Source organism: Stenotrophomonas sp. X, from assembly GCF_055721025.1.
Genome location: NZ_CM146756.1, coordinates 4,257,069 through 4,282,491, shown reverse-complemented (window position 1 = coordinate 4,282,491; position 25,423 = coordinate 4,257,069). Strand labels below are relative to the sequence as shown.

Sequence of the window (25,423 nt, the reverse complement as noted above, 5' to 3'; positions counted from 1 at the left end):
TCCGCGCCCCCGCTCTGGTAGATGCCCACCTTGGTTGGGATGCCGGCCCGGGTCAGAGCCGCTGCGGGAATCTGACCCCGGTGCCCGGTTTACAATAGATGGATGAATACCCCCCTTCCGATTGTCCGCCTCAAGAATGCGTGGCGTTCCAGCCACCCGTGGATCTTCCAGAAACTGGTCGAGAAGCCGACCGTCCGGCCCAAGCCCGGATCCATCGTCGACGTGGTCGGCATCGATGGCGAGTTCATTGGCCGCGGGTTCTACAACGGACACTCGCGCATTGCCGTGCGCATCCTTGAAACCGATCAGAACGTGCCGGTGGATGCCGGCTGGTTCTCGCGCAAGATCGCCCAGGCGGTGTCGCTGCGCCGTGAGGTGCTGAAGCTCGATGCGGTGTCCGACGCCTGGCGTGTCGTGCACAGCGAAGGCGATGGCCTGTCCGGCCTGGTGGTCGACCGCTACGGCGATCTGGTGGTGGTCGAGTTCTTCGCCGCCGGCATGTTCCGCCACCGCGAGTGGATCTACGACGCCCTGCGCGAACAGTTCCCGGGCTGCCGCTTCCACAGCTTCGCCGACGAGCACGTGCAGAAGCAGGAAAGCTTCGATTTCCACGGCAACACCACCACCGAAGCGTCGGTGATCACCGAGTACGGCATCAAGTTCCGCGCCGACCCGGCCGGTGCGCACAAGACCGGCTTCTTCGCCGACCAGCGCGAGAACCGCGAATGGCTGAGCCAGCAGGTGGAAGGCAAGAGTGTGCTCGACCTGTGCTGCAACACCGGCGGTTTTGCCGTATACGCGGCGGCGCGTGGTGCTTCGGAAGTGATCGGGATCGACATCGACGAGGACGTGATCCAGATCGCCAAGGGCAATTCGCGCCTGAACAACGTGCGCCCGAAGTTCATCCAGTCCGATATCTTCCCGTGGCTGCGCGACGCCGCCAACCGCGGTGAGCAGTACGACGTGGTGATCCTGGACCCGGCGAAGATGACCCGCGACCGCGACCAGGTCATCACCGCGCTGAAGAAGTACCTGGACATGAACAAGCTGGCGCTGGGCGTGGTCAAGCCGGGCGGCCTGTTCGCCACCTTCTCCTGCACCGGCCTGGTGGCCGAGGACCAGTTCCTCGACATGCTGCGCCGGGCGGCGTACTTCTCCGGCCGCACGATCCAGATCCTGAAGGTGGCCGGCGCTGGTCCGGACCATCCGTTCATGGCCCACGTGCAGGAATCGCGTTACCTCAAGGCCGTGTTCTGCCGCGTGGTGGATTGACCGCGGGACCGCCGATCTCTGTAGAGCCGAGCCCACGCTCGGCTGATCGGCCTGGCAGCCGAGCATGGGCTCGGCTCTACACAACCAAGACCGACCATGCGCAAAGCCGACCGCCTGTTCCAGCTGGTCAACCTGATCCGCGTGCGCCAGCCGGTGACCGCCGCCGTGCTGGCGGCGGAACTGGGCCTGTCGGTGCGCAGCATCTACCGCTACGTCGATGATCTGTCCGTGGCCGGCATCCCGCTCTATGGCGAGGCCGGTATCGGCTATCGCCTTGATCCCGGTTTCGAACTGCCGCCCCTGAGCCTGGATGCGGCAGAAGCCGAGGCACTGCAGCTGGCCGTGGAGATGCTGGCCTGCAGTGGCGCGGGCGACCTGCAACCTGCGGCGCGTTCGCTGCTGCACAAACTGCAGGCGGCCATGCCCACGCGTGCGACCAGCCCACGCACTGCCCGCGCGCTGCGTGCCATACCCGTTTCGCTGCCGTGCTGGCAGCCACTGCATACGGCTATCGCCGACGGCCGCAGTGTGCAGCTACGATATCGCACGTTGCAGGGCGCATCGAGCGAGCGGACCGTGCACCCGCTTGGCCTGTTCCACTGGGGCCAGCACTGGACACTGGGCAGCTGGTGCGCGCTGCGCCAGGACTACCGCGATTTCCGCCTGGACCAGATCGAAGCCCTCGCTGAAGCAGAGGGGCTGGACCTGCCGGCGCAGGTCGGTCTGGAAGCCTATCTGCGCCACCAACAGCGGGCCTGGGCGCTGCGCGGCCACTGACACCCCGCTGGCAGCAGGGGCTGCGCAGACTGCGCGCTCCTCCCACAAAGGGCATCTCCATGCACCCTGCTTCTTCCGTCCTCGAACTGGCCGTGTTCACCGTCAAACCGCACGCCCGTGCCGACATGCCGATGCTGCGTGAGCGGCTGCGCGCGGCCATCGCGCAGTTTCCCGGTCTGATCGACTACCAGCCGTTCTCGCCGATGGACGGCGACGACCGCTTCGTCGACATCGCACACTGGCAGGACCTGGCCAGCGCGCAGGCGGCGGCACAGGCGTTCGCCGGTGGTGATGCGCGCTTTGCACCGTACATGGCCGCCATCGATGAGCTGCAGCTGATGCAGCACTTCCTGCCGGGTTGATCGACGCCTGGCACCCGTCTGTCAGTGCCGGGCTCATGCCCGGCCCTACAAAAAGGCCGGGCGCAGCGCTATGGTCGGGCTCTTCCCATTGCCGGTGAGAGCCCATGCCTTCGTTGCGCCACCTGTCCGTCGTGCTCGCCCTGGCGCTGTGCGCGCCGCTGTCGGCCCACGCCATCGAGTTCAGCGCGCAGGAGCTGGCCCGTGCCAAGGCGCTGCAGCAGCGCCTGGTCACGCTCGACAGCCACCTCGATACACCGGCCAATTTCGGCCGAGCCGGTTTTGACATCGAGCAGCGCCACGACCGCAACGCCCTTTCGCAGGTGGATTATCCACGCATGGTCGAAGGCGCGCTGGATGGCGGCTTCTGGGCGATCTACACCGATCAGGGCGACCGCAGCGCCGCAGCGCATCTGGCCGAACGCGACCACGGGTTGCAGCGGTTGATGCAGATCCGCGAGATGCTGGCGGCCAATCCCGAGCGCTTCGCACTGGCGCTGACCGCCGATGATGCCGCGCGGATCAAGGCCGCCGGCAAGCGCGTGGTCTACATCAGCATGGAAAATGCCAGCCCGCTGGTGGCCGACCCCAGCCTGCTTTCGTTCTACCACCGCGCCGGCCTGCGCCTGCTCAGCACCGTGCACTTCGCCAACAACGAGTTCGCCGATTCGGCCACCGACCCCAAGGGTGCCGAGTGGAAAGGCCTGAGCCCGGCCGGCAAGGAGCTGGTGCGGCAGGCGGTGAAGCTGGGCATCGTGGTCGACCAGTCGCATGCGTCCGACGCGGTGTTCGACGACCTGCTGGCGATGATGCCGGTGCCGTTCGTGCTGTCGCACAGCTCGGCCAAGGCGGTCTACGACCACCCGCGCAATCTTGATGACGCGCGGCTGCGCAAGCTGGCCAAGGCCGGTGGCGTGATCCAGGTGAACGCCTATGGCGGCTACCTGATCGACACCGCGAAGACGCCCGAGCGCAAGCAGGCCGAAGAAGCGCTGAGCAAGCAGCTGGGCGGCTGGGAAGGCATGGGCATCGAACAGGGCGTTGCCCTGCTGAAGGCCGAGCAGGCGCTGGACCACGAGCATCCAGTGCGCCATGCCAGCCTGGACGATTTCTTCGCCCACTTCGAGCACATCCTCAAGGTGGTCGGGCCCGAGCACGTGGGCATTGGCCTGGACTGGGATGGCGGCGGTGGCCTGAGTGACCTGCCCGATGTCAGCCAGCTGCCGAAGATCACCGCGTGGCTGCTACGCAAGGGCTATACCGAGAAGCAGATTGCCGGCATTTGGGGCGGCAACCTGCTGCGGGTGATGCGCCAGGCGCAGGAGTACGCCGCAAAGCAGGGCGGTTGAAACGCCCTGCGGTAGTGCCGGCCGATGGCCGGCATTGCCCCTATCAACAGGATGCGGGTTGCCGGCCAGCGGCCGGTACTACCGGTGATACGTTTATTTCGCGATCAACGCATGGCGACGGCTGTACAGGAAGTAGAGCACCAGGCCGGCCAGGTTCCACAGCAGGAAGTACAGCTGGGTGGTGTGCGGCAGGCTGATGAACAGGTAGATGCAGCCCAGTGCGGCCAGCGGGCCGACCACGAAAGCCACCGGCGTGCGGAAGGTGCGCTCGCGGTTCGGCTCGCGCAGGCGCAGCACCACCAGGCAGACACCCACTGCAGTGAACGCGGCCAGGGTGCCGGCATTGGCCAGCGCCGCGATCTCGTCCAGGCGCGCCACGCCGGCCAGCGCCGACACCACCACCGCGGTGAACAGCGTGGTCGCCACTGGCGTGCCGGTGCGTGCGTTGACCTTGGACAGGCCACGCGGCAGCAGGCCATCGCGGCTCATCACGAAGAAGATGCGGCTCTGGCCGTACAGGAAGGCCAGCAGCACGGTCGGCAGCGCGATGATCGCGATCACGCCGATCACCATCGCTGCGGTCGGATGGCCCAGCTGGCGCATGATCAGCGCCAGCGGCTCGGCGCTGTGGCCGAACACCGCGTAGCTCATCGCACCCACGGCGGCCAGCGCCACCAGCACGTAGACGATGGTGCAACCGATCATCGAACCGATGATGCCGATCGACAGGTCGCGGCCCGGGTTCTTGGTCTCCTCGGCGGCGGTGGAGATCGCATCGAAGCCGTAGAAGGCGAAGAAGATGATCGCTGCCGCCGCCATCACGCCGTGCTCGACGCCATCGGGGCCCATCGACTTGGCAAAGCCGTACGGCATGAACGGCTGCAGGTTGGCGCTGTCGAAGGCGGGCAGGGCCACGGCCACGAAGATGGCCAGCGCGATCAGCTTGAACACCACCAGGATGGCATTGAGGGTGGCGCTCTCCTTGGTGCCGGCCATCAGCATGCCGGCCACCAGCCAGGTGATGATGATCGCCGGCAGGTTGATCATGCCGCCTTCCACGTGCGGGCCGGCCGCCAGCCAGGCCGGCAGGTGCACGTTCCAGCCGAACTGGGTGTGCACCCATTCGAGGAAACCGACGAAGTAGCCGGACCAGCCCACCGCCACCGTGCTCACCACCAGCGAGTACTCCAGGATCAGGCTCCAGCCCACCACCCAGGCAAACACCTCACCCAGCGCGCTGTAGCTGTAGGTGTAGGCACTGCCGGCGGCCGGCATCATCGTCGACAGCTCGGCGTAGGACAGCGCCGCACAGGCACAGACCGCACCGGCGATGGCGAAGGAGATCAGCACGGCGGGGCCGGCCAGGTTGGCACCCACGCCGATCAGCGTATAGATGCCGGTACCGACGATGGCACCGATGCCCAGCGCGATCAGGTGCGGCCAGCTGAGCGTCGGGATCAGACGCCTGCCGGCTTCGTGGACGGTGACGGAATCTAGGGACTTGCGCCGGAACAGGGACATGCAGGCCTCGGAAGGGGTGACTAAGAACGACAAGTTCCCGAGTGTGACCGAACGCAGCGCAGCATTACCACTGACGGGGGTCATGCATGGCGGGGCGCGCGCTGCGCCCCGGCCAGGCTGCCGGAATCGGCATAAAGGGCCGTCGGCCCGGTGCCGCCTCAGGGAGTGCTGGGCCAGTGGCAGCCGTCTTCCTGCCAGGCCTCGGGGTCATCGTGGAAGGCGGTGGTGCGGCCGTCGCGGGCGCGTTCGTAGCTCAGGTCCAGCACCAGCGCGCCCTGGGTGCTCAGCCGGTAGCGGCCGTTGACCCGTCCGTCGATGCGCTCTTCCCAGACGCTGTCGAACTGGTAGGGGCGATCCTCGGCCAGCACCGTGGTTTCCAGCGAAACCCGGCGCAACCGCAGGCGTTCGCGATGTCCGGCGTAGCGCACGTCGGACTGCCCGTCCTCCAGCCAGCGCCATTCCAGATGGATGCGGTCATCGCGACCGCCGCTCAGGCAGCGATGATCCTGCAGGGTGGTGCCAGAGGCGGTGCCGGCGAACAGCAGGGCCAGGCCGAGCAGCGGCAGCCGCCCGTTCATCCGTTCAGCCCCAACCGGATGCCGAACCCCACCAGGAACAGGCCGGCCACGCGGCGCAGTGCGTCGCTGATCCGTGGATGCTGGATCAGCCGGCGACGGGCCAGGTTGCCCACGCCGATCAGCATCGAGCAGTAGGCGATGCTGACCACCAGGATGATGCCGGCCAGCGCCGCGAAGGTGGCGATGCCCTGATGTGCCTTGGGATCGATGAACAACGGCAGGAAGGCCATGTAGAACAGGATTGCCTTCGGGTTGAGCAGGCTGACCAGGATCGCCTGCTGGAAGTAGCGGCCCGGCTGCATGCGGATCGGGCCGGCATCACCGCCCTCGTGTTTCGGTGTGCGCAGCAGGCCGATGCCGACCCACACCAGGTAGGCCGCACCCAGGTACTGCACGGCGTGGAACACCAGCGGGTTGGCCTTGAGCAGCGCGGCCACGCCGGCCAGCGCGAGCCACATCAGGATCTGGTCGCCGACCAGCAGGCCGGCCAGTGCGGTGTAACCGCCGCGCACGCCACCACGGCCGGTGGCGGTCAGCAGGGTGAAGGTACCGGGGCCGGGCAGCGCGAGAAACACCAGCACGGCGACCAGAAACGTCCACAGGTCCTGGATGCCCATCCACGGCATGGCGGCGTTCTCTCTTACGGGGGGCCGCCATTGTCGGCCAGCGCCGGGACTGGCGACAGGGGGCCGGCAGGACCCTCGGGCATGCCAGACAGCAGAGGTTGCAGGTGCTGGCGCAGCTGCGCGTGCAGCTGCCGCACCGCCGGCGAGAACTGTTTGCGGTGCGGGCAGACCAGCTGCAACGGTATGTGGCTGCCGATGCCGTCGAGCAGCAGCTGCAGGCGTCCTGCGAGCACATCCTCGCGCAGGTCCAGCCAGGATTTGTAGGTGATGCCTTCGCCGGCCACCGCCCAGCGCCGCACCACATCGGCGTCATCGCAGACCAGCGGGCCGCGCACCGGAATCACGCTGCGGCGCCCGTCGACCTCGAACGACCAGCGATCATAGGCGCGGCCACTGAGCTGGTAGACCAGGCAATCATGCTCGCGCAGATCCTCCAGGCGCGTGGGCGTGCCGCGCTGCTGCAGATAGTCGGGTGACGCCGCGAGTACGCGCCGATTGCCTTCCAGCAGGGGCAGGGCCACGTAGTTGGCGTCGTCGAAGTGGCCGATGCGGATGGCCACGTCGACCGGGTCGCGGAACACGTCGGCCACTTCGTCGGACAGGCGCAGGTGCAGGCGCAGCCGGGGGTGCGCGGCGCGAAAGGCGCTCAGCCAGGGCAGCAGCAGATTTCGACCGAAGTCCGACGGCGCCGACAGCTGCAGGGTGCCGTGCAGTTCGGTGTCTTCGCCCTGCACGCGCGCCTGGCCCTCGCGCAGGGTGGCCAGCACCTCCTGCGCATACGGCAGGTACAGCGCCCCCTCGCCGGTCAGGCGCAGGCTGCGCGTGGTGCGCACGAACAGGCGCAGGTCCAGCTCGCGTTCCAGCCGCGCCACCGCCGCAGCAACCTGCCCCGGCAGCAGGTCGGCTTCGCGGGCCGCCTGCGAGAAGCTGCCCAGTGCGGCAGTACGGACGAACAGCTGCAGATCGTCGAAGCGGATCATCTTCATCGCCAGAGTGAAAGTGCTGCCCGATTCTGCGCCTTTCCGAGGGACCGCGTGCGGCGCAACCTGTCGCCTCCTTCCCCACTGGACCGCTGCCATGCGCGCCATTGCCTACACCCAAGCCGGCCTGCCGATCGATGACGCCCAGGCCCTGATCGACATTGAACTGGAACTGCCGCAGCCCGGCCCGCGTGACCTGCGGGTGGCGGTACGCGCGGTGGCGGTGAACCCGGTCGACACCAAGGTCCGCCGTGGCGTGGCCACCGACGGCCCGCGCGTGCTGGGCTGGGATGCGGTCGGCATTGTTGATGCGGTGGGCAGCGAGGTGACCCTGTTCCAGCCCGGCGACGCGGTCTACTATGCCGGCGTCATCGACCGCCCGGGCAGCTATGCGCAGTACCAGCTGGTGGACGAGCGCAGCGTCGGGCGCAAGCCGGCCAGTCTCGACGATGCCGCCGCCGCCGCGTTGCCACTGACTGCAATCACCGCCTGGGAGCTGCTGTTCGACCGCCTGCGCATCCCGGAGGGTGGTGGCGAAGGCCAGACCCTGCTGGTGATCGGTGCTGCCGGTGGTGTTGGTTCGATCCTGGTGCAGCTGGCACGGAAGCTGACCAGGCTGACCGTGATCGGCACCGCCTCGCGCCCGGATACCCAGGACTGGGCGTACGCAATGGGGGCACACCACGTGATCGACCACAGCCTGCCGCTGGCCGAGGGACTGGCGCGGCTCGGCATCAGCGAGGTGCAGCATGTCGCCAGCCTGACCCACTCCGACCAGTACTACGCGCAGATCGTCGAACTGCTGGCACCGCAGGGCCAACTGGGGCTGATCGATGACCCGGGCCAGATGGACGTGATGGCGCTCAAGCGCAAGGCACTGTCACTGCACTGGGAGTCGATGTTCACCCGGCCGCTGTACCGCACCGCCGACATGCAGCGCCAGCACGACCTGTTGAACCGTGTGGCCGAGCTGATCGATACGGGCGTGCTGCACACCACCCTGGGCGAGCACTTCGGGCGCATCGACGCGGCCAACCTGCGGCGCGCCCACGCGCTGCTGGAAAGCCAGCGCGCCAAGGGCAAGATCGTGCTGGAAGGCTGGTAACACCCGGTTTTTCCTGTAGAGCCGAGCCCACGCTCGGCTGCCGTCAGCGCACGCCGCTCAGCCGAGCATGGGCTCGGCTCTACAGAGATTCATCCACGAATGGCATGGATCCACCGTGTCGACCCAGGTCGACACCTGCTAACAGCGGCCGGCACCTCCCTCAGGCCACGCCGTTGTCGACGTGGGTGGCGAAACCGGGCTGCTCGCGCAGGCGTTCGAACCATGCTGCGAGGTGTGGCAGCGCCGGTTTACTGCCCGGCGTGCTGCGCCAGCGTTGGGCCGACAGCCCCAGCACGACATCAGCGAGGGTGAAGGCGTTGCCCGCCACGTAGCCGTTGGTGGCGGCCAGCTGTGCATCAAGCACAGCCATCAGCCGGTTCCACTGCGCCAGGCTGGCCTCGGCGCGGGCATCGTCCGGGTAGTCCGGATGCTGGCGCACGCGCGCCATGAACACGTGCCGCCAGGCGTTGTTGAGGTCGCTGGCCTGCCAGTCCATCCACTGCTCGACCTGGGCGCGGCCCTGCGCCGTACCGGGCAGCAGGTCATCACGGCCAGCACGTACGGCCAGGTAGCGGCAGATGCTGTTCGATTCCCACAGCACGAAGCCGCCATCGCGCAGGACCGGCACCTGCCGGTTCGGATTCAACGTGGCCAGCAGGTCCGCCGGTGGTTCTGGCTCGTGCTGGAGTGGCAGGTCGAGGCCGGCGCACAGCCACAGCACCTTGCGCACGTTGATGGAGGTCGGCTTTCCGTACAGAGCGAGCATGGTCCTGACGCAGCAGCTGAGACTCGGCCAGCCTACACTTGCCCCATGCAAACCGAATACCTGCTCATTGCCGGCCTTCTATTGGCCGTGCTCATCCTGCAGCTGGTCGCCCTGCTGCGCCGCCCGCCGCATGACCGCCTGGAACAGGCCGTGCGCGAGGAGGCGCGCGCCGGGCGCAGCGAACTGCGCGAACAGCTCGATGGCTTCGCCCGCGCGCTGACCGATCTGTCCACCCGCACCGATCAGCGCCTGGACCTGCTGCGCGAAGCGCTGGGCGAAGATGCCCGCAAAGCGCGCGCTGAAGTGGCCGACAGCCAGCAGCGCGGCGCAGCACTGATGGGGCAGCGGCTGCAGGAACTGCGCGGCCAGCTGGAGACCTTCGGCCAGCAGCAGGAGGCACGCATCCATGCGTTTGGCCAGCAGCTGCAGGAGCTCACTGCGCGCACCGATACCCAGCTCGGGGCGCTGCGCCAGACCCTGGTGGACGATGCACGCAAGGGCCGCGAGGAGGGCGCGCTGTCGCAGCAGCGCCTGACCGACAGTCTGGGCCTGCGCCTGCAGGAGCTGACCCAGCGCAACGAGCAGCGCATCGCCGAGATGCGTGCCACGCTGGAAGAACAGCTGCGCGCGCTGCAGAACGACAATGCGCAGAAGCTGGAGCAGATGCGCCACACCGTGGACGAGAAGCTGCAGTCGACGCTGGAAACGCGGCTGGGCAACTCCTTCAAGCTGGTTTCCGAGCGCCTGGAGCAGGTCCAGCGTGGCCTCGGCGAGATGCAGCAGCTGGCCACCGGCGTCGGCGACCTCAAGCGCGTGCTGACCAACGTCAAGAACCGCGGCAGCTGGGGCGAAGTGCAGCTGGAGAATATCCTCGAGCAGACACTCACCCAGGAGCAGTACGCGCGTGCGGTGAGGGTGCGTCCGGAGAGTGGCGAGATGGTCGATATCGCCGTGCGCCTGCCGGGCCGCAGCAGCGACGATACGCCGGTATGGCTGCCGATCGACTCCAAGTTCCCGCGCGAGGACTACGAGCGCCTGCTGGACGCACAGGAACAGGGCGATGCCGAAGGCGTGCGCCTGCAGGGCATCCAGCTGGAGCGCGCGGTGCGCGTGCAGGCCAAGTCGATCTGCGACAAGTACATCGTGCCACCGCACACCACGGACTTCGCGGTGATGTTCCTGCCCACCGAAGGCCTGTATGCCGAGGTGATCCGGCGCCCGGGCCTGGTTGACCTGCTGCAGCGCGAGCACCGTGTGGTGGTGGCCGGACCGACCACGGTCACTGCGTTGCTCAACAGCCTGCAGATGGGCTTTCGCACGCTGGCCATTGAAAAGCGATCCAGCGAAGTGTGGAGCCTGCTGGGTGCGGTCAAGAGCGAGTTCGGGAAGTTCGCCGGCATCCTGGAAAAGGCCGAGAAGCAGATCACTACCGTTGGCCGCAGCATCGGCGAGGCCAGCCGCAAGACCCGCACCATCGAACGCCGCCTGCGTGGCGTGGAGTCGCTGGCGTCCGAACAGGCGCAGTCGCTGCTCGGCGACCTGGCCGAGGGTGATGCGGTGGCCGAGGAGGAAGGCAGTGACGGCGAGGGCGATGAGGCCTGAGCCACGCTGACACGCCGCCTGCATCGCCGATGGGTATGCTGGCGGCCTGTCCGCTTCGACCAGGTACCGCCATGCGCCTGCCCCGCTTCACCAGCCTTGTCCTGACCGCGCTGCTCGCCGCCTGCGGCAGCGCGCCAACGACCGTGGGCACGACCACGCAGGCCGCCTCCAGCACCCCCGAAGCGGTCGAGGCCTACCGCGAAGCACGCGACGTCGACTGCCAGGCCGCCGGTGGCACCCTGCAGCGGCTCGGCCGGCTGCAGCGCGAGCAATGCGTGATTCCCTATGCCGACGCCGGCAAGGCCTGCAGCCGCAAAAGCGACTGCACGGGCCAGTGCCTGGCCGCAGGCGAGGCACTGGCCGGCGATGCGGCGTCCGGTACCTGCCAGCGTGATGCCAGCCAGAACTTCGGTTGCCGCCAGCGTATCGAGGACGGCAAGGCGCAGGGTACGATCTGCGTGGATTGAGGATGTCCTGTAGAGCCGAGCCCATGCTCGGCGGCCATGGCATCAGCCGAGCATGGGTTCGGCTCTACAACAGCGCGCGCGGCGCTATGCTGGTGGGCCATTCCCGCCGTAGCCGGAGCCCCGCGTGAGCACCCCGATCCAGGACATTCCCCTCACCACCATCGACGGCCAGCCGTCCTCGCTTGCCGACTACCAGGGCAAGGTGCTGCTGCTGGTCAACGTCGCCTCCAAGTGCGGCCTGACCCCGCAGTACGAAGGCCTGCAGGCGCTGTATGCGGAAAAGCATGCGCAGGGCCTGGAAGTGCTGGGCTTCCCCGCCAACAACTTCCTTGGCCAGGAGCCGGGCAGCGAGGCCGAGATCCAGCAGTTCTGCCAGCTCACCTACGATGTCAGTTTCCCGATGTTCTCCAAGATCAGCGTGGCTGGCGAGGACACCCACCCGCTGTACCAGCAGCTGACCGCCGCGCAGCCGCAGTCGATCGGCGAAGGCCCGCTGCGCGAGCGCCTGGCCAGCAAGGAGATCCCGATCCATCCGGCACCGGCGGTGCTGTGGAACTTCGAGAAGTTCCTGGTCGGCCGTGATGGCAAGGTGATTGCACGCTTTGCCCCGGACGTGGCGGCCGATGACGTGCGCCTGCGCGACGCCATCGAGGCCGCGCTGGTGGCCTGAGCAAAGCGTGCCAATCCGGGTTGGCACCTGCCGGAAAAGAAAAACCCCGCCGAGGCGGGGTTTTTTCATGCACGGGTTGCAGCGATCAGTTGCTCCAGTTCGGCATCGGCATCGCATCCACGGGGATCGGCGAATTGGCATCGTCATGGCCGCGGTCGCGCTTGCTGCGCAGGTCGTTCTCGATCTGGTAGTTGCGGCGCTGCATCCACGCATCGCGCACCAGCGAGTACTCGTCCACGGCGGTGTCGCGCAGATCATCGATCGCCAGCAGCTGTGCGCGGGTGTCGACCAGCTGCAGGCCCTGCAGGCCGATGCGGACCTTGTCTTCCTCGATGCGGCGGATCGGCGACAACGGGATGTCACCGGCTAGGCCGAACACATCGCGCACGGTACGCGGGCCGAAGAACGGCAGTTCCACGTAGCGCGAACGACGCCAGCCCCAGGCACCCAGGGTCTGGCCGAAATCTTCATTGCGACGCGGCACCATCGCTTTGCTGGCCGGATCGAACAGGCCACCGATGCCCAGCGTGCTGTTCATCAGGAAGCGGCCGAGGCTGTCCCACGCATCGGCACCGCGGCCCTGCAGCAGCTGGTTGGTGATGGTCACCGGTGCGCGCAGGTTGCTGAAGAAGTTGCTGACGCCGGTACGCGCGAAGCGCGGCACCACGTGGGTGTAGGCCGTGGCCAGCGGGCGGGCGATGCCACGGTCGACCGCGTTGTTGAACTTGTGCACCTTGCGGTTGAACGGTTCCCACGGGTCATAGGCGGCCGCACTGCCGGTGTTGCTGGCACCACCGTACAGGGCATCGAAATCATCATCACCGCCCGGTGCAGTGGCCGCGGCGGTCTTGGCCGCATCGGCATCGGCACTGGTTGCGGGCGGGGTCGGCGCCGCAGCGGTGGCGATCGGCGGGCTGTCCACCGGGGCCACCTCGGTCACGCCGGTGTCGGCGGGCGCCGCTTCGGCGGGAGCGCCGGCCGCGACCACGGTGCTGGCGACCGGTGCGTCGCTGCGCGCGGGCTTGCCGGCACAGGCGGTCAGGGCGATGGCCAGGAGGATCAGGGGGAAAGTGCGTACGACGTTCATGTCAGCTCGCAGCAGAAGTAGCGTTGAAGTCCAGGTCGGGCGACAGCCGGTAGGCCGCGCTCAGCTCGTTGAAGCCGGCCGGCGCGCCGGAAATGGCCAGCGCATGGCCCGCCTTGCGTGCCCGGGAGGCCAGTTCGGCCAGCAGGGCCAGGCCGGCGCTGTCCACGCGCTCGACCTCGCCCAGCTCCAGCCGCGCCAGCTTGGCTGGCAGGGCCTGCAGTTGCGGCCACAGTGCAATCACCGCGGCACGGTCGAGCACCCCGCGCAGGCGCAGGGTGTCGCCTTCCAGCAGCGCCAGTGCGTTACTTGCCATTGCCCGCCGGCCCGGCCTGCATGCTGCCGCTGTGCAGCTCGCTGGCCACCTGCTTGATGCCCTTCTGGCGCAAGGGCGTATCGAACTGGTTGCGGAAGGTCTGCACGTAGGAAATGCCTTCGATGTTGACGTCGAAGATCTTCCACTGGCCGTTCACGTTGCGCATCCAGTACTCGACCGGGGTCGGTTCGTTGCCGGCGCGCACCAGTTCGGTGCTGACGCGCACGCCACGGTTGCCCGGCAGCGGGCTTTCACCCTTCAGGCGGAAGCTCGGCTTGCCCTGGATGTTGAGCAGGGTCGAACCGTAGCGCTGCATCAGGCTGTCGGCCATCGCATCGGCGAACAGCTTGATGTCGGCGTCGGAGGCGCCGCGGGCGTGCGGGCCCAGCACCAGGCGTGCCGCATAGTCGCGGTCAAAGGTGCGGTTCAGTTCGCTGTCGATGTAGCTGCGCAGGCTGGCCGGGTTGCTGCTGAACTCGCTGCGGCGCTGCTGCAGCGTGGTGAGAATGCGCGTGCTGGCATCGATCACCACCTTGCCGGCCTGGCCCTGCGCTGCGGCAGCGGCGGGGGCGGCCGCCTGGGCCTGGGCAAGGAACGGGGTGGCCATCAGCAGCGCCGAGGCGAGCAGGGCGGGGATCAGTTTCATTTTCATGGTTGCGGTTCCGTTGCAGGCGCCTGCGCGCCATCGTTGGGCTTCTGAGCAGCGCCGCCACCGGCGCCGCCACTGAACATGTACTTGCCGACCAGCTGGATCAGGTCCACCGCCGGCTGGGTGAAGACGATCTCGTCACCGGCCTTCAGCACGTCCGGGTCGCCGCCCGGCTGCAGACCGATATAGCTCTCGCCGAGCAAACCACTGGTGAAGATGCCCGCCGAGGTGTCCGCCGGCAGGTCCTTGACCTTGCTGTCCATGCGCAGGGTCACAATGGATTCGAACTTCACCGGATCCAGGTCGATCGAGGCGACCTGGCCGACGGTGACGCCGCCGATCTTCACCGGCGCCTGCTTCCGCAGCTGGCCGACCTGGGAGAAGCGCGCCTTCAGCTCGTAGCCCTGGCTGCCCCAGCTCCAGCGCTGGTTGGTCGAGGCCACGGCCAGCACCATCAGCGAGGCCAGGGCCAGCAGCAGGAAAGCGCCGACGGAGAATTCGAGTCTGGGACCGCGGATGGCCATGTGGATTACCTGATCGAGTCGTGGTGGCCGCGCGCGCCTGCGCACCGCCGGTGGAGGGGTTAGGTGAACAACATTGCCGACAGCACGAAGTTGAACATCAGCACCAGCAGCGAGGCATTGACCACCGCACGGGTGGTCGCCACCGAGGTACCCTCGATGGTCGGCTCGGCGTGGAAACCAACATAGGCGGCGACCAGCGCTGCGGTGCCGCCGAAGATCGCCGACTTCAGCATCGCCACGCCGAAGTCATCCCAGAAATCGACGCTGTTGCGCAGTGCCGACCAGAACACGCCATTGTCCAGGCCCAGCACATGCACCGCTTCGAAGTAGCTGGCGCTGATCGCCAGCGAGCAGAAGATGCCGGTCAGCAGTGGCACGGTCAGCACCGCCGCCCAGAAGCGCGGTGCGACGGCTTTGGCCACCGGGTCGATCGCCATCAGCTCCAGTGCCTTGATCTGGTCGGTGGCGCGCATCAGGCCCAGTTCGGCGGCGATCGAGCTGCCGGCGCGGCCGATGAACAGCAGCGCGGTCAGCACCGGCGCCAGTTCCCGGTACAGCGACAGGCCGAGCAGGGTCGACAGCGCGTCGGCCGCTCCGAAGGTGGTCAGCGTGCGGTAGCCCTGCAGGGTCAGCACCAGGCCGACGAAGGCACCACCGACGGCGATGATCGGCAGCGAGCGTGCGCCGATCTTGTAGATCTCGCGGGTCAGCTCGGCCAGGAAATCACGGGTCGGCAGCGAACCACGCAGCACGGTCAGCGAGAACAGGCCGGCGCGACCCAGCGAGCGGGTGGCTTGGACGAACGGCATCAGGCGACCCTCGCGCGCGGCGCGGCATCGAACGGAATGGGGCCATCGGGCTGGCCGTGCAGGAACTGCCGCAGCAGCGGGTCCTGGCTGGACTGCAGCGCCTCGGGCGTGCCCTGGAACACGATGCCGCCATTGGCGATGGCGATCACCTGGTCGCAGATCGGCAGGGTCTCGTGCACGTGGTGGCTGACAATGATGCTGGTCAGGCCCAGGCTGTGGTTGAGGCGCTGGATCAGGCTCATGATCACGCCGGAGGCGATCGGGTCCAGCCCGGTCAGCGGCTCGTCGTAGATCATCAGTGGCGGATCCAGTGCCAGCGCGCGGGCCAGCGCGACTCGGCGCGCCATGCCGCCGGACAGTTCGCGCGGCCAGGCATCGGCAGCGGCCAGCAGACCCACGGCATGCAGCTTCATTTCCACCAGGCGGCGCAGCACGGCGGTCGGCAGGCGGGTATGCGCGCGCAGCGGCAGCGCGACGTTTTCGGCGACGGTCAGATCGGTCAGCAGGCCGTTGCCCTGCAGCAGAACACCCACGCTCTTGCGCATTTCCAGCAGCGCGCCGCTGTCATGCGGGATCGGCTTGCCGAACAGGGTGACCTCGCCGGCGACCGGACGCAGTTCGCCGGTCAGTGCCGCCAGCAGGGTGGACTTGCCACTGCCGGACGGGCCCAGCACGGCCGTGATGCTGCCCTTGGGCACCTGCAGCGACACGTCGCGCAGGATCGTGCGCCCGCTCCGGTCGATGCGGACGTTGGATAACTGCACCAGACTGGAGGTGGAAGCCGACATGGGCACCATTAACGTTTTTTAGACATCGAAGGATCGGGCCCATCGGCTGAACATAAGCAGACTGGACGGTCCAGTATTGTGGCACGGCATGACCCTTGCCAGGCCGGGACAATCGGCTGGCAGCGCGGAACAATCCGTACCGGCGATGGGCGGGCCATTGAATACTGCCTGCCGTGCTGCACACTGTGCACGATGAGTGACCCGGGCAGCGATTTCCGCCTCTACCATTCCAACTCCCTGGACGTGCTGGCTGCGCTGCTGGCGCGCAACGTGCGTGAGCCTGTTCCGGGCCAGCCGCTGCTCGCGCCGGAGGTGGTGCTGATCCCGCAGGTGGCGATGCGGCGTTGGCTGCAAGCGACACTCGCTGCCGAATATGGCGTGGCCGCCAACCTCGAGTTCCTGACCCCGGGCGAGTTCGTTGCCCGTGCACTCAATGCCAATGTGCCGGGCGAACGCGACGACCTGGACGCGGCGGGCCTGCACTGGAAGCTGTACCAGGCACTGCGCGACCCGGCGCTGCTGGCGCAGCCACCGATGCGCGCGCTGCAGTCCTATCTTGCCGGCGGCGACGCCCTGAAGCCGTGGGCACTGGCCGGTGAACTGGCATCGGTGTTCGAGAAGTACCAGGCCTGGCGCCGCGACTGGTTGCTGCGCTGGGAGGCCGGCGCCGACCCGGCTGACCCGCAGGCGATCCTCTGGCGCACCATCGCCCATGGCCGCGACTACCGCGCGCGCCGCATCCAGGCGTACCTGGATCGCTTCGAGGGCGCCGGCCAGCCGCTGCCACAGGGCCTGCCACCGCGCATGTCCGCGTTCGCGACGCTCAACATCTCGCCCGACGTGCTGCGGGTGATGGCCACCCAGGCGCGGGTGGGCGAGCTGCACTTCTATATGCCCACTCCGGTGCAGTCGTACTGGGGTGACCTGCAGACGCTGGCCGAGCGCCTGCGCAGCGGCGCACCCGATCCCTTCGGTGAAGCGGCTGGTGAGAACCGCCTGCTGGAAGCCTGGGGTGCGGCCGGCCGCGACTTCATGGCGGTGCTGGGCAGCTACGAGGTGGTGCACCCGGCCGGCGAGATTGCCGCGTATTCGGATCCGGAAGAAGACACCCGGCCGACCCTTGACGAAGGCGGCCTGTCCGACAGCCTGCTGCATCGCCTGCAGCGCGATCTGTTCCACCGCCGCGCACTGCCCTCGGGCGAGCTGCGCGATGGGCTGCGCAGCGACGACCCCAGCCTGCAGGTGCATGCCTGCCACACCCGGCTGCGCGAGCTGCAGGTGCTGCACGACCAGCTGAGAAGCCTGTTGCAGGACCCTCGCTTCGACCCGCCGCTGCAGGCGCGCGAGATCGCGGTGCTGGCGCCGGACATCGATCCCTATGTGCCGTACCTGGAGGCGGTGTTCGGCGGCCGCGGCGGCGAGGAAGAGCATATTCCCTACGCGCTGGCCGACAGCAGCCCACTGGCAGGAGAGCCGCTGGCCGATGTGTTCGTGCACCTGCTGGGCCTGCCGGTCTCGCGTTTCGGCCTGAACGAGGTGCTGGACCTGCTCGCCAGCGCGCCGCTGGCCGAAGCGGCCGGGCTGGAAGCAGTGGACTTCGATCGCCTGCATGGCTGGCTGCAGCAGGCCGGCGCACGCTGGGGCCTGGATGCGAAGCACCGCAACCAGCACCAGGCGCCGGCCGACGACGCCTACACCTGGCAGTTCGCACTGGACCGCCTGGTGCTCGGTCACGCCACCGGCAGCGAGGCGGACCTGGCCGGCGTGGCGCCGTGGATCGAGCTGGAAGGCGGCGCGCTGGAAGCACTGGACCGGCTGCTGCGGCTGCTGCGCGTGCTGGCGGTCTACCAGCGTCGCCTCGGCGAGCTGCTGACCCCGGCGCAGTGGCGGCAACGGCTGCTGTCGCTGCTGGACGCGCTGCTGCCGACCGCGCCCAGCTCGCCCAACAGCCAGCGTGCCCTCGAGCGCCTGCGCAAGCTGCTGAATCAGTTCGCCGACGATGCCGCCAAGGCCGGGTTCGAAGACGGCGTGCCGCCTGAGGTGGTGCGTTCGCACTTCGCCGGTGTACTGGGTGAGGCCGATACGCGCGCGCCGCTGCTGACCGGTGGCATCAGTTTCGGCCGCATGGTGCCGATGCGCCTGCTGCCGTTCCGGGTGATCTGCGTGCTCGGTCTCAATGATGGCGATTTCCCGCGTCGTGACCCGGCCGCGGGCCTCAACCAGCTCACCGCCGAGCTGGACACGCCACGCCGCCGCCCGGGCGATCGCTCCACCCGCGAAGACGACCGCTTCCTGTTCCTGCAGCTGTTCGCCGCCGCGCAGGAGGTGTTCTACCTCAGCTACCTCGGCGCCGATCCACGCGATGGCAGCGTGCGTGAGCCGTCGGTGCTGGTCAGTGAACTGATCGATGCCGCCGCCGCGTATCACCTCGATCCGCCTGCGGCGGTCCGCGACTTTACCGTGCGCCATGCACTGCAGCCGTTCTCACCGGCGGCGTTCGGAGAGGGGGATCCACGCCGCTTCAGCTATCGGCGGCAATGGCATCCCGCTGCCGGCCGCCTCACCGGCCAGCGTGGGGGCCTGCAGCCGTGGTTCGATGCCCCGCTGCCGCCGCCGCCCGACGATGCCGTGGAAGACGAGCTCGCGCTCGACACCCTGCGCCGCTTCCTGTGCGACCCGGCCGGGCAGTTCCTCGCACAGTCGATGGGCCTGCGCCTGGCCGACGATGCCGGGGAAGTTGATGACCTGGAACCGCTGGTGCTGTCATCGCGCGGCCCGGAAAAGCGCAGCGTGCAGGCGGCGGTGGTGCGCGCCACGCTCAGTGGCGATACCGAACCGTTGTACCCGCGGCTGCGCGCGCGTGGCCTGCTGCCGTCCGGTCCATTGGGCCAGCGCCAGTTCGAGGTGGAGCAGTTGAAGACTCGCCCGTATGCCAGTGCGTTGCTGGGCTGGATGCAGGGCGAGCCGCTGGAAAGCCGTCGCTACGAAGTGGACATCGATGGCGTGCGCCTGCACGGCCGCGTGGCCGATCGGCATCCCGAAGGCCTGGTGCGGCTGCGTGCCGGCACGCTCAATGGCAATGTAGTGATCCGCCAGGGCCTGGACTGGCTGCTGGCCAACGCCGCCGGCGACGCACTGCCCCTTGTGCAGTTCCACGATGGCGGCGACGCCGGTCCCGGCCCGCATGTACTGCCGGCACTGAGCGCGCCTGCTGCACGCGCGGCGCTGCGCGCGCTGCTGCAGTTGCGCCAGCGCGGCCTGCGTGAGCCGCTGCGCTTTGCCCCGTATACGGGCTGGGCGCTGTACAACGCGCCGGCAGAGAAACAGCGCAGCGAGGGCTGGAAGCAGTGGCACGGCAGCGACCGCAGCTGGGGTGAATCCAGCAGCGACGCCTGGCAGCTGCTGCTGCGGGGTGCCGACCCGTTCGCCTCCGATGCCAGTTATGCCGACCTGCTGCGCAACAGCCAGGTGGTCTTCAGCGCGGTGCGCGAAGGCCGCACCCTCGGCGCCGCAACGCGCCAGGAGGGCAGCGCATGAGCCCCGCCTTCATCGATGAGCGAGCCCAGTGCATGGCGGTCGATCCCTATCTGGCCCTGCCGCTGGATGGCATCCGCCTGATCGAAGCCAGCGCCGGTACCGGCAAGACCTTCACCCTGGCTACGCTGTTTACCCGCCTGGTGGTAGAGCAGGGCCTGCGCATCGGACAGATCCTGGCGGTGACCTTCACCGATGCGGCTACCCAGGAACTGCGCAAGCGCATCCGCGAGCGCCTGGCGCTGGCGGCGCGACTGGTCGATCTGGAAGCGGTCGAAGGCGAAGCACCGGACGTGCGGCTGACCCGCGAGGTGCTGCAGCGCCATCTGCAGGGAGGTACCGAGCGCGCCGCCGCACTGAAGCGCCGCCTGCAGGTCGCCGCCGATGAGATCGACCTTGCGTCCATCTTCACCATCCATGGCTTCTGCACCCGCGTGCTGCGCGAGCATGCGCTGGAGAGCGGCCACACCTTTGATCCGCCGGAGCTGCTGGCCAGCGACCGTGAGTTGCTGGAAGCGCTCGCGGCCGACCTGTGGCGGGTACATGCCAATGACCCGGCCACGCTGGAACCGCTGACCTGGCTGTGGTCCACCCCGGACGCACTGGCCGCCGATCTGCGCGCGCTGCTGGCCGCGCCTCCGCTGCACCCGTTGCCACAGGCGGTGGCGCTGCCCGATCCGCAGGCCGCCCTGCAGAGTGTTGCCGAAGAGCTGTCCGCAAGCGTGCGCGAGCATGGCGAGCAGTTCTTCATCGACCTCTGCGATGCGGTCGACAACAAATGGATCAACGGCGTGTCGTACAAGCTGGGCTGGCTGCACCCGCTGGGCCGGCAACTGCTGGGCTGGGCCGAGCGCGCCGACCCGCGCGAGCTGCTGACCAGCGAGCGCCTGCCGGCACTGCTGCCGGAGGCGCTGGCAGCCAAGACCAACAAGAAATTCGCCGAGCGCACGCCATCGTCGCCATTGCAGGCGCCGTTGGCCCGCTATGTCGCGCTTCTGGCCGAACGCGATGCCTGGCTGCGTGCCACCGCGTTGAACTTCCTGCACGTGCTTCGCGACGAAGCCAGACAGCGCCTGCAGGCGCTGAAGCGCACCCGCCGGGTGCAGACCTACGACGATCTGATCGATGGCGTGGCACTGGCCCTGGAAGGCCCGCAGCGGCTGGCATTGGTCAAGCAGCTGCGCGCGCAGTACCGCATCGCGCTGGTCGATGAGTTCCAGGATACCGACGACCGTCAGTGGGGCATTTTCCACACCGTGTTCGGCGATTCACCGGAAGTGCGCGAGCTCGGCCTGGCACCGGCGCTGTTCCTGATCGGCGATCCCAAGCAGGCGATCTACGGTTTCCGTGGCGGTGATATCCACACTTACCTGAAGGCCAAGCGGGCGGCGCAACAGGCGCCGGTGCTTGACCAGAACTTCCGCTCGCGACCGGCCGTGCTGCGCGCGCTGCAGGCGCTGTACGACAACGGTGGCGAAGACGCCTTCCTCGAGCGTGACATCCAGTTCGAGCCGGTGCGGCCCGGTGGCGTGCGCAGCGATGCGGACTACCAGCGCGACGGCCATGCCGCCCCGGCACTCACCCTGCGCGTGCTGCGCAGTGGCGGTGACAAGGCGATGAGTGCCGATGCCTCGCGCGAAGCAACGACCCAGGCCTGTGTGGCGGCGATCCACCAGATCCTGGTCGCGGCGCGCGCCGGCAATGCGGTGCTGCGTGGGCGCCCGGTACAGCCGGGTGACATCGCGGTGCTGGTGCGCTCGCATCGTGAGGCCACGCTGGTGCAGCGCGCGCTGGCCGCGGTCGGCATTCCTGCCGTGGCAGCGGGCAAGCAGAGTCTGTTCGCCACCAGCGAAGCGCGTGATCTGCGTGCACTGCTGCTGGCGCTGCTGCAGCCGGCTGACGAGGGCCGCCTGCGCGCGGCGCTGGCCACGGTGCTGCTCGGCCAGCGCGCCAGTGCGATCGCGGCGATGGAGCACGAGGGCGACCTGCAACGCGGGTTCCAGGCGCAGCTTCTGCATTGGCGCGAGCGCTGGCAGCGCGGCGGCCCGTTCGCGGTGATCGCCGACGTCTGCGCCGCGCAGGGCGAACGCCTGCTGGCGCTGATCGATGGCGAGCGCCGCCTGACCAACTACCTGCAGCTGGGCGAACTGCTGCAGGAGGCCTCGGCGCAGGCGCTGGGCATGCACGGCCTGCTGGACTGGCTGCAGGGCCAGATGGCCAGCGCCGACCAGGATGACGAGCAGCAGCTGCTGCGCCTGGAATCGGATGCGCGCCGCGTGCAGATCATCACCCTGCACAAGAGCAAGGGCCTGGAGTACCCGCTGGTGTTCCTGCCCTTCGTGGGCATCGACGGCGGTGCGCCCAACACCGCCTCGCACTGCACGGTGCATGTGGGCGGCCAGCGCCAGCTGCACTGGAAGCTGGGCAAGGACGAGGCCTGGGAAGCGGCCACTGCGCAGCGCGAGCGCGAGCAGCGTGCCGAGGATGCGCGCCTGCTGTATGTCGGCCTGACCCGCGCCGAGCACGCGCTGTGGATCGCCGTGGGTGATCTGGCCGGGCTCGGCAGGACGCGGCTGGCACCGCTGCTGGGTGACCTGCAGGCGCTGCGCGCGCATGCCGATGTGTGCATCGATGACAGTGAGGTACCGGCTGCGCTGCCGCAGCTGGCGGCCGAAGTGGAAGGGGATCTTCCGGCGGTGCGTGCACTGACCCGGCGCGTTCCGCACGACTGGTGGGTGTACAGCTTCACCCAGCTGGCCCACGCCGATGCCGGCGCGGGCAGTGACATCGAAGCCGCTGCCACCGCGCTGCCGGCGCCGGCAGCCGACGAACCCACCGGCCCGGAGCTGCCGCTGGAACCGGCACTGCCGGAAGCCGCCGCGGTGGCCGAGGACAGCGCGCCGCTCGACTCGCGTTTCATGGGCAGCCGCTTCGGCAACGTGCTGCACGAGGCAATGGAAAACGTCGACTTCGCCGCATGGGCTGACTGGCAACCAGGCCGGGAAGCTCCCGAGGGCCAGGTCGAGGTGCTGCGCAAGGCGCTGCACGATGAGGGCTATGCCGACGTCGATCTGGACGATGGCGTAGCGGTGCTGGTGCCGCTGGTGGGCCACACGCTGACCGTACCGCTGCCCGAAGGCGGTGCGCTGTACAGCCTCGGTGAAGGCGAGCGCCGCGCCGAAATCGACTTCCATTTCGCCATCGAGGCGACCACCGTGCCGGCGCTGCTGCAGGTGCTGCATGCGCACGGTGTTTCCAGTGGCCGCCGCGGCTTCGGCCAGCGCCGCCGCCTGGAGGGGCTGATGACCGGCATGATCGACCTGACCTACGTGCGTGATGGCCGGTGGTACGTGCTCGACTACAAGTCCAACCGCCTGCCCGGCTACAGCCCGGACCTGCTGGCCATTGCCATGCGCCACAGCGAATACGATCTGCAGGCGCTGATCTACACCGTGGCCCTGCATCGCTGGCTGCGCTTCCGCCTGGGCGCCGCCTACGACTACGAGCGCGACATGGGCGGCATCCGTTACCTGTTCTGCCGCGGCCTGGATGGCAAGGGCAATGGCGTGCACGTGGATCGTTTCCCGTTCGCACTGGTGGATGCACTCGACGCGCTGTTCGCCGGCGGCGAGCAGGCCCAGGCCCAGCTCGCCGCGCGTGCCCGAGGAGCCAGCGCATGAACCTGCTGAAGGAACTGCACCAGAAGGGCCTGCTGCGCACCCTCGACCATGCATTGGCGACCAGCCTGCAGCGGCTGCGCGACGACACGCCCGACAGTGTGGCACTGGCGGCGGCGCTGGCTTCGCTGGCGGTGTCGCAGGGCCACGCCGCGTTCGATCCGGCTCAACCGCAGCGGTTGCTGGAAGGCGTGCCCGAGTGGCCCGCCGCGCAGGCCTGGCTGGCCCAGCTGCGCGCATCGCCCTGGGTGGCGACGCCGGAGCAGGCTGACGCCATCGCCGGGGATGCCCCCTTGGTGCTGGAGAACGGGCTGCTGTACCTGCGCCGCTACCGCGAGTACGAGCGCCAGCTGGCGGCCGGGCTGCAGCGCATCGGCCGGCATCCGCTGCCGGCGCCGGACATGGCCGCGCTGGCACCGCTGTTCGCGCAGCTGTTCCCGCAGGCATTGGGCGGCGAGGACCACCAGGCACGCGCAGCCGGCGTGACCCTGCGTCATCCGCTGGCGCTGGTCACCGGCGGCCCCGGCACAGGCAAGACAACCACCATCGCACGCCTGTTGCTGCTGCTGGCCGCGCAGGCCCGGCACGCCGGCCAGCCGCTGCCCGAGGTGGCGCTGGCCGCGCCCACCGGTCGCGCCGCCGAGCGGATGGCCGAGAGCCTGCGCATGGCCGTGCAACGCTTGCAGGAACAGGGACTGGATCCGACACTGTGCGCGGCACTGCCCAGCAGCGGCACCACCCTGCATCGACTGCTCGGCGTGATTCCCGACTCACCACGCTTCCGCCACCACGCCGACAATCCGCTGGCGGTGGACGTGGTGGTGGTCGACGAAGCGTCGATGATCGATCTGCCAATGATGGCCAAGCTGGTCGATGCGATTGCCAGCGGCACCCGCCTGATCCTGCTCGGCGATCCCGATCAGTTGCCGTCGGTCGAAGCCGGTGATGTGCTCAGCGCGATCCTGCGCGCCAGCGGTGATGGCATCGGCACCTGCGCCGACGATGCGCTGGCGCTGCATGGCCTGCTGGCACCGGCCACCCTGCAGCCGCAGGCCGCACCACGCGCCTTCGCCGGCCGTCGCGTGCAGTTGCAGCGCGGTTACCGGCAGAGTGATGCGCTGGACCTGGCACCGCTGGCGCATGCCGTGCGTGAAGGCGACAGCGGCACCGCGCTGCAGCTGCTGCGCAGTGGTGAACTGGCCGGCGTGCACTTCCACGAAGGCGAAGCCGATCCATTGCGCGGTCAGCGCGAGCACCTGCTGGGCCACTGGCGTGCACTGGCCGAGGCCGCGGATCCGGTACGTGCCCTGCAGCAGGCCGGTCGCCTGCGCGTGCTGACCGCGCTGCGCGAAGGCCCGCAAGGTGCGCGTGGGCTCAACAGCCGCATCGAACAGCTGCTGGCCGGCAACACCCCGGGCTACTTCCAGGGCCGCCTGCTGCTGGTTACCGAGAACAGCTACCGGCACCGCCTGTTCAATGGTGATATCGGCATCTGCCTGCGTGATGGCAGCGGCGCGATGGTGGCCTGGTTCCCCGGCGACAGCGTCGACCAGCCGCGCGCCTTCCACCCGGCCGCACTGCCCGCGCACGAAAGCGCCTTTGCGATGACCGTGCACAAGGCACAGGGCTCGGAGTTCGATGAAGTGTGGCTGCAGCTGCCACGCCAGGACAGCCGCGTGCTGTCGCGCGAGCTGGTCTACACCGGCCTGACCCGCGCCCGCCAGGTACTGCATGTGGCCTGCAGCGCCGACGTGCTGCAGGCCGCACTGAAGCGGCACGCCAGCCGCTTGGGCGGCCTGGCCTGGCGGTTGGGTGCGGAGGACGTGGTTGAAGCACCAACGCGTGTCGAACAGCCCACGGTGCAGGGCACCTTGTTCTGAATCGGGGTCGGATCCCGTTCCCATCGGGAAAGGGCTCTGACCCCATCGCCCCGATGTCGCATTTGCCGTTTGATGACGCCGTTGGCGCTA

Annotated in this window: 22 protein-coding genes; 11 read left to right on the top strand and 11 right to left on the bottom strand. The window is 68.5% G+C overall.

Features of this window, described 5'->3' with window-relative positions:
* Positions 1–102: 102 nt before the first annotated feature.
* The 4 genes from ACZ75I_RS19610 to ACZ75I_RS19595 all read left to right on the top strand — a co-directional run bounded on the left by ACZ75I_RS19610 (position 103) and on the right by ACZ75I_RS19595 (position 3,757).
* Positions 103–1,272 carry a class I SAM-dependent rRNA methyltransferase gene (locus ACZ75I_RS19610; protein ID WP_049417152.1) on the top strand — a complete coding sequence of 390 codons (1,170 nt, stop codon included), beginning with the start codon at positions 103–105 and terminating at the stop codon, positions 1,270–1,272.
* Between the two features lie 96 nt (positions 1,273–1,368).
* On the top strand, positions 1,369–2,049 hold the full coding sequence (locus ACZ75I_RS19605) for a helix-turn-helix transcriptional regulator (protein WP_061480426.1): 681 nt from the start codon (positions 1,369–1,371) through the stop codon (positions 2,047–2,049).
* A gap of 59 nt (positions 2,050–2,108) precedes the next feature.
* On the top strand, positions 2,109–2,411 hold the full coding sequence (locus tag ACZ75I_RS19600; RefSeq protein ID WP_061480425.1) for an antibiotic biosynthesis monooxygenase: 303 nt from the start codon (positions 2,109–2,111) through the stop codon (positions 2,409–2,411).
* Between the two features lie 104 nt (positions 2,412–2,515).
* Positions 2,516–3,757 (top strand): dipeptidase, encoded by a 1,242-nt coding sequence (locus tag ACZ75I_RS19595; protein WP_180868644.1) that lies wholly within the window; start codon positions 2,516–2,518, stop codon positions 3,755–3,757.
* 93 nt (positions 3,758–3,850) lie between these two features.
* Here ACZ75I_RS19595 and ACZ75I_RS19590 read toward each other — a convergent pair whose 3' ends face one another.
* From ACZ75I_RS19590 to ACZ75I_RS19575, 4 genes are all read right to left on the bottom strand, one after another.
* Positions 3,851–5,278 carry an amino acid permease gene (locus ACZ75I_RS19590; protein WP_180868647.1) on the bottom strand — a complete coding sequence of 476 codons (1,428 nt, stop codon included), beginning with the start codon at positions 5,276–5,278 and terminating at the stop codon, positions 3,851–3,853.
* Positions 5,279–5,436: 158 nt separating this feature from the next.
* Entirely contained in the window at positions 5,437–5,856 is a 420-nt protein-coding gene (locus ACZ75I_RS19585) for a hypothetical protein (RefSeq protein WP_346476695.1), read from the bottom strand.
* Positions 5,853–6,482: a leucine efflux protein LeuE gene (gene leuE / locus ACZ75I_RS19580; RefSeq protein WP_049417162.1), complete on the bottom strand. Its 630-nt coding sequence runs from the start codon at positions 6,480–6,482 to the stop codon at positions 5,853–5,855. Before leuE ends, ACZ75I_RS19585 begins: the two co-directional genes overlap by 4 nt.
* A 14-nt stretch (positions 6,483–6,496) precedes the next feature.
* A complete protein-coding gene (locus ACZ75I_RS19575; RefSeq protein WP_082783374.1) occupies positions 6,497–7,468 on the bottom strand; it encodes a LysR family transcriptional regulator in 972 nt (323 codons plus the stop codon).
* A gap of 91 nt (positions 7,469–7,559) precedes the next feature.
* On the opposite strand from ACZ75I_RS19575, the gene ACZ75I_RS19570 reads away from it, so the two are divergent.
* Positions 7,560–8,567 (top strand): zinc-binding alcohol dehydrogenase family protein, encoded by a 1,008-nt coding sequence (locus ACZ75I_RS19570; protein ID WP_346476694.1) that lies wholly within the window; start codon positions 7,560–7,562, stop codon positions 8,565–8,567.
* 160 nt (positions 8,568–8,727) lie between these two features.
* On the opposite strand, the gene ACZ75I_RS19565 is transcribed toward ACZ75I_RS19570, so the two are convergent.
* A complete protein-coding gene (locus ACZ75I_RS19565) occupies positions 8,728–9,333 on the bottom strand; it encodes a glutathione S-transferase family protein (protein ID WP_061480420.1) in 606 nt (201 codons plus the stop codon).
* A 45-nt stretch (positions 9,334–9,378) separates the two neighbouring features.
* On the opposite strand from ACZ75I_RS19565, the gene ACZ75I_RS19560 reads away from it, so the two are divergent.
* From ACZ75I_RS19560 to ACZ75I_RS19550, 3 genes are all read left to right on the top strand, one after another.
* Positions 9,379–10,935 (top strand): DNA recombination protein RmuC, encoded by a 1,557-nt coding sequence (locus ACZ75I_RS19560; protein WP_061480419.1) that lies wholly within the window; start codon positions 9,379–9,381, stop codon positions 10,933–10,935.
* Positions 10,936–11,006: 71 nt separating this feature from the next.
* Positions 11,007–11,402 carry a hypothetical protein gene (locus ACZ75I_RS19555; RefSeq protein ID WP_346476692.1) on the top strand — a complete coding sequence of 132 codons (396 nt, stop codon included), beginning with the start codon at positions 11,007–11,009 and terminating at the stop codon, positions 11,400–11,402.
* Positions 11,403–11,526: 124 nt separating this feature from the next.
* On the top strand, positions 11,527–12,072 hold the full coding sequence (locus ACZ75I_RS19550) for a glutathione peroxidase (protein WP_061480417.1): 546 nt from the start codon (positions 11,527–11,529) through the stop codon (positions 12,070–12,072).
* Between the two features lie 85 nt (positions 12,073–12,157).
* Here ACZ75I_RS19550 and ACZ75I_RS19545 read toward each other — a convergent pair whose 3' ends face one another.
* From ACZ75I_RS19545 to ACZ75I_RS19520, 6 genes are read right to left on the bottom strand one after another with little or no spacing between them, the layout of a single operon-like run.
* On the bottom strand, positions 12,158–13,159 hold the full coding sequence (locus ACZ75I_RS19545; protein ID WP_154351674.1) for an MlaA family lipoprotein: 1,002 nt from the start codon (positions 13,157–13,159) through the stop codon (positions 12,158–12,160).
* A gap of 1 nt (position 13,160) precedes the next feature.
* Positions 13,161–13,472, bottom strand: coding sequence for an STAS domain-containing protein (locus ACZ75I_RS19540; protein ID WP_049417176.1), 312 nt, complete (start codon positions 13,470–13,472; stop codon positions 13,161–13,163).
* Positions 13,462–14,124, bottom strand: a complete 663-nt coding sequence (locus ACZ75I_RS19535; RefSeq protein ID WP_061480753.1) for an MlaC/ttg2D family ABC transporter substrate-binding protein — start codon at positions 14,122–14,124, stop codon at positions 13,462–13,464. Before ACZ75I_RS19535 ends, ACZ75I_RS19540 begins: the two co-directional genes overlap by 11 nt.
* Complete coding sequence (gene mlaD, locus ACZ75I_RS19530) at positions 14,121–14,645, bottom strand: outer membrane lipid asymmetry maintenance protein MlaD (protein WP_005411706.1); 525 nt, start codon at positions 14,643–14,645, stop codon at positions 14,121–14,123. Before mlaD ends, ACZ75I_RS19535 begins: the two co-directional genes overlap by 4 nt.
* A 59-nt stretch (positions 14,646–14,704) precedes the next feature.
* Positions 14,705–15,454 (bottom strand): MlaE family lipid ABC transporter permease subunit, encoded by a 750-nt coding sequence (locus ACZ75I_RS19525; RefSeq protein WP_005414955.1) that lies wholly within the window; start codon positions 15,452–15,454, stop codon positions 14,705–14,707.
* Positions 15,454–16,242, bottom strand: a complete 789-nt coding sequence (locus ACZ75I_RS19520) for an ABC transporter ATP-binding protein (protein ID WP_061480752.1) — start codon at positions 16,240–16,242, stop codon at positions 15,454–15,456. The genes ACZ75I_RS19525 and ACZ75I_RS19520 overlap by 1 nt, the downstream gene beginning before the upstream one ends.
* 192 nt (positions 16,243–16,434) lie before the next feature.
* Between ACZ75I_RS19520 and recC the strand changes: the two genes are divergently transcribed.
* From recC to recD, 3 genes are read left to right on the top strand one after another with little or no spacing between them, the layout of a single operon-like run.
* A complete protein-coding gene (recC, locus tag ACZ75I_RS19515; protein WP_154351673.1) occupies positions 16,435–19,779 on the top strand; it encodes an exodeoxyribonuclease V subunit gamma in 3,345 nt (1,114 codons plus the stop codon).
* On the top strand, positions 19,776–23,456 hold the full coding sequence (gene recB, locus ACZ75I_RS19510; protein ID WP_472958541.1) for an exodeoxyribonuclease V subunit beta: 3,681 nt from the start codon (positions 19,776–19,778) through the stop codon (positions 23,454–23,456). The genes recC and recB overlap by 4 nt, the downstream gene beginning before the upstream one ends.
* Positions 23,453–25,333, top strand: coding sequence for an exodeoxyribonuclease V subunit alpha (gene recD / locus ACZ75I_RS19505; protein WP_472958540.1), 1,881 nt, complete (start codon positions 23,453–23,455; stop codon positions 25,331–25,333). The genes recB and recD overlap by 4 nt, the downstream gene beginning before the upstream one ends.
* The last annotated feature ends 90 nt before the right edge of the window (positions 25,334–25,423 follow it).

Bases quoted from the DNA above. Each gene is read 5' to 3' on its own strand.
- ACZ75I_RS19545 (WP_154351674.1), bottom strand. From the start codon at position 13,159: ATGAACGTCGTACGCACTTTCCCCCTGATCCTCCTGGCCATCGCCCTG.
- recC (WP_154351673.1), top strand. From the start codon at position 16,435: ATGAGTGACCCGGGCAGCGATTTCCGCCTCTACCATTCCAACTCCCTG.
- ACZ75I_RS19590 (WP_180868647.1), bottom strand. From the start codon at position 5,278: ATGTCCCTGTTCCGGCGCAAGTCCCTAGATTCCGTCACCGTCCACGAA.
- ACZ75I_RS19555 (WP_346476692.1), top strand. From the start codon at position 11,007: ATGCGCCTGCCCCGCTTCACCAGCCTTGTCCTGACCGCGCTGCTCGCC.
- ACZ75I_RS19520 (WP_061480752.1), bottom strand. From the start codon at position 16,242: ATGTCGGCTTCCACCTCCAGTCTGGTGCAGTTATCCAACGTCCGCATC.
- ACZ75I_RS19610 (WP_049417152.1), top strand. From the start codon at position 103: ATGAATACCCCCCTTCCGATTGTCCGCCTCAAGAATGCGTGGCGTTCC.
- ACZ75I_RS19600 (WP_061480425.1), top strand. From the start codon at position 2,109: ATGCACCCTGCTTCTTCCGTCCTCGAACTGGCCGTGTTCACCGTCAAA.
- ACZ75I_RS19575 (WP_082783374.1), bottom strand. From the start codon at position 7,468: ATGAAGATGATCCGCTTCGACGATCTGCAGCTGTTCGTCCGTACTGCC.
- ACZ75I_RS19535 (WP_061480753.1), bottom strand. From the start codon at position 14,124: ATGAAAATGAAACTGATCCCCGCCCTGCTCGCCTCGGCGCTGCTGATG.
- ACZ75I_RS19525 (WP_005414955.1), bottom strand. From the start codon at position 15,454: ATGCCGTTCGTCCAAGCCACCCGCTCGCTGGGTCGCGCCGGCCTGTTC.
- leuE (WP_049417162.1), bottom strand. From the start codon at position 6,482: ATGCCGTGGATGGGCATCCAGGACCTGTGGACGTTTCTGGTCGCCGTG.
- ACZ75I_RS19605 (WP_061480426.1), top strand. From the start codon at position 1,369: ATGCGCAAAGCCGACCGCCTGTTCCAGCTGGTCAACCTGATCCGCGTG.
- ACZ75I_RS19560 (WP_061480419.1), top strand. From the start codon at position 9,379: ATGCAAACCGAATACCTGCTCATTGCCGGCCTTCTATTGGCCGTGCTC.
- ACZ75I_RS19595 (WP_180868644.1), top strand. From the start codon at position 2,516: ATGCCTTCGTTGCGCCACCTGTCCGTCGTGCTCGCCCTGGCGCTGTGC.
- ACZ75I_RS19540 (WP_049417176.1), bottom strand. From the start codon at position 13,472: ATGGCAAGTAACGCACTGGCGCTGCTGGAAGGCGACACCCTGCGCCTG.
- ACZ75I_RS19565 (WP_061480420.1), bottom strand. From the start codon at position 9,333: ATGCTCGCTCTGTACGGAAAGCCGACCTCCATCAACGTGCGCAAGGTG.
- mlaD (WP_005411706.1), bottom strand. From the start codon at position 14,645: ATGGCCATCCGCGGTCCCAGACTCGAATTCTCCGTCGGCGCTTTCCTG.
- recD (WP_472958540.1), top strand. From the start codon at position 23,453: ATGAACCTGCTGAAGGAACTGCACCAGAAGGGCCTGCTGCGCACCCTC.
- ACZ75I_RS19585 (WP_346476695.1), bottom strand. From the start codon at position 5,856: ATGAACGGGCGGCTGCCGCTGCTCGGCCTGGCCCTGCTGTTCGCCGGC.
- ACZ75I_RS19570 (WP_346476694.1), top strand. From the start codon at position 7,560: ATGCGCGCCATTGCCTACACCCAAGCCGGCCTGCCGATCGATGACGCC.
- recB (WP_472958541.1), top strand. From the start codon at position 19,776: ATGAGCCCCGCCTTCATCGATGAGCGAGCCCAGTGCATGGCGGTCGAT.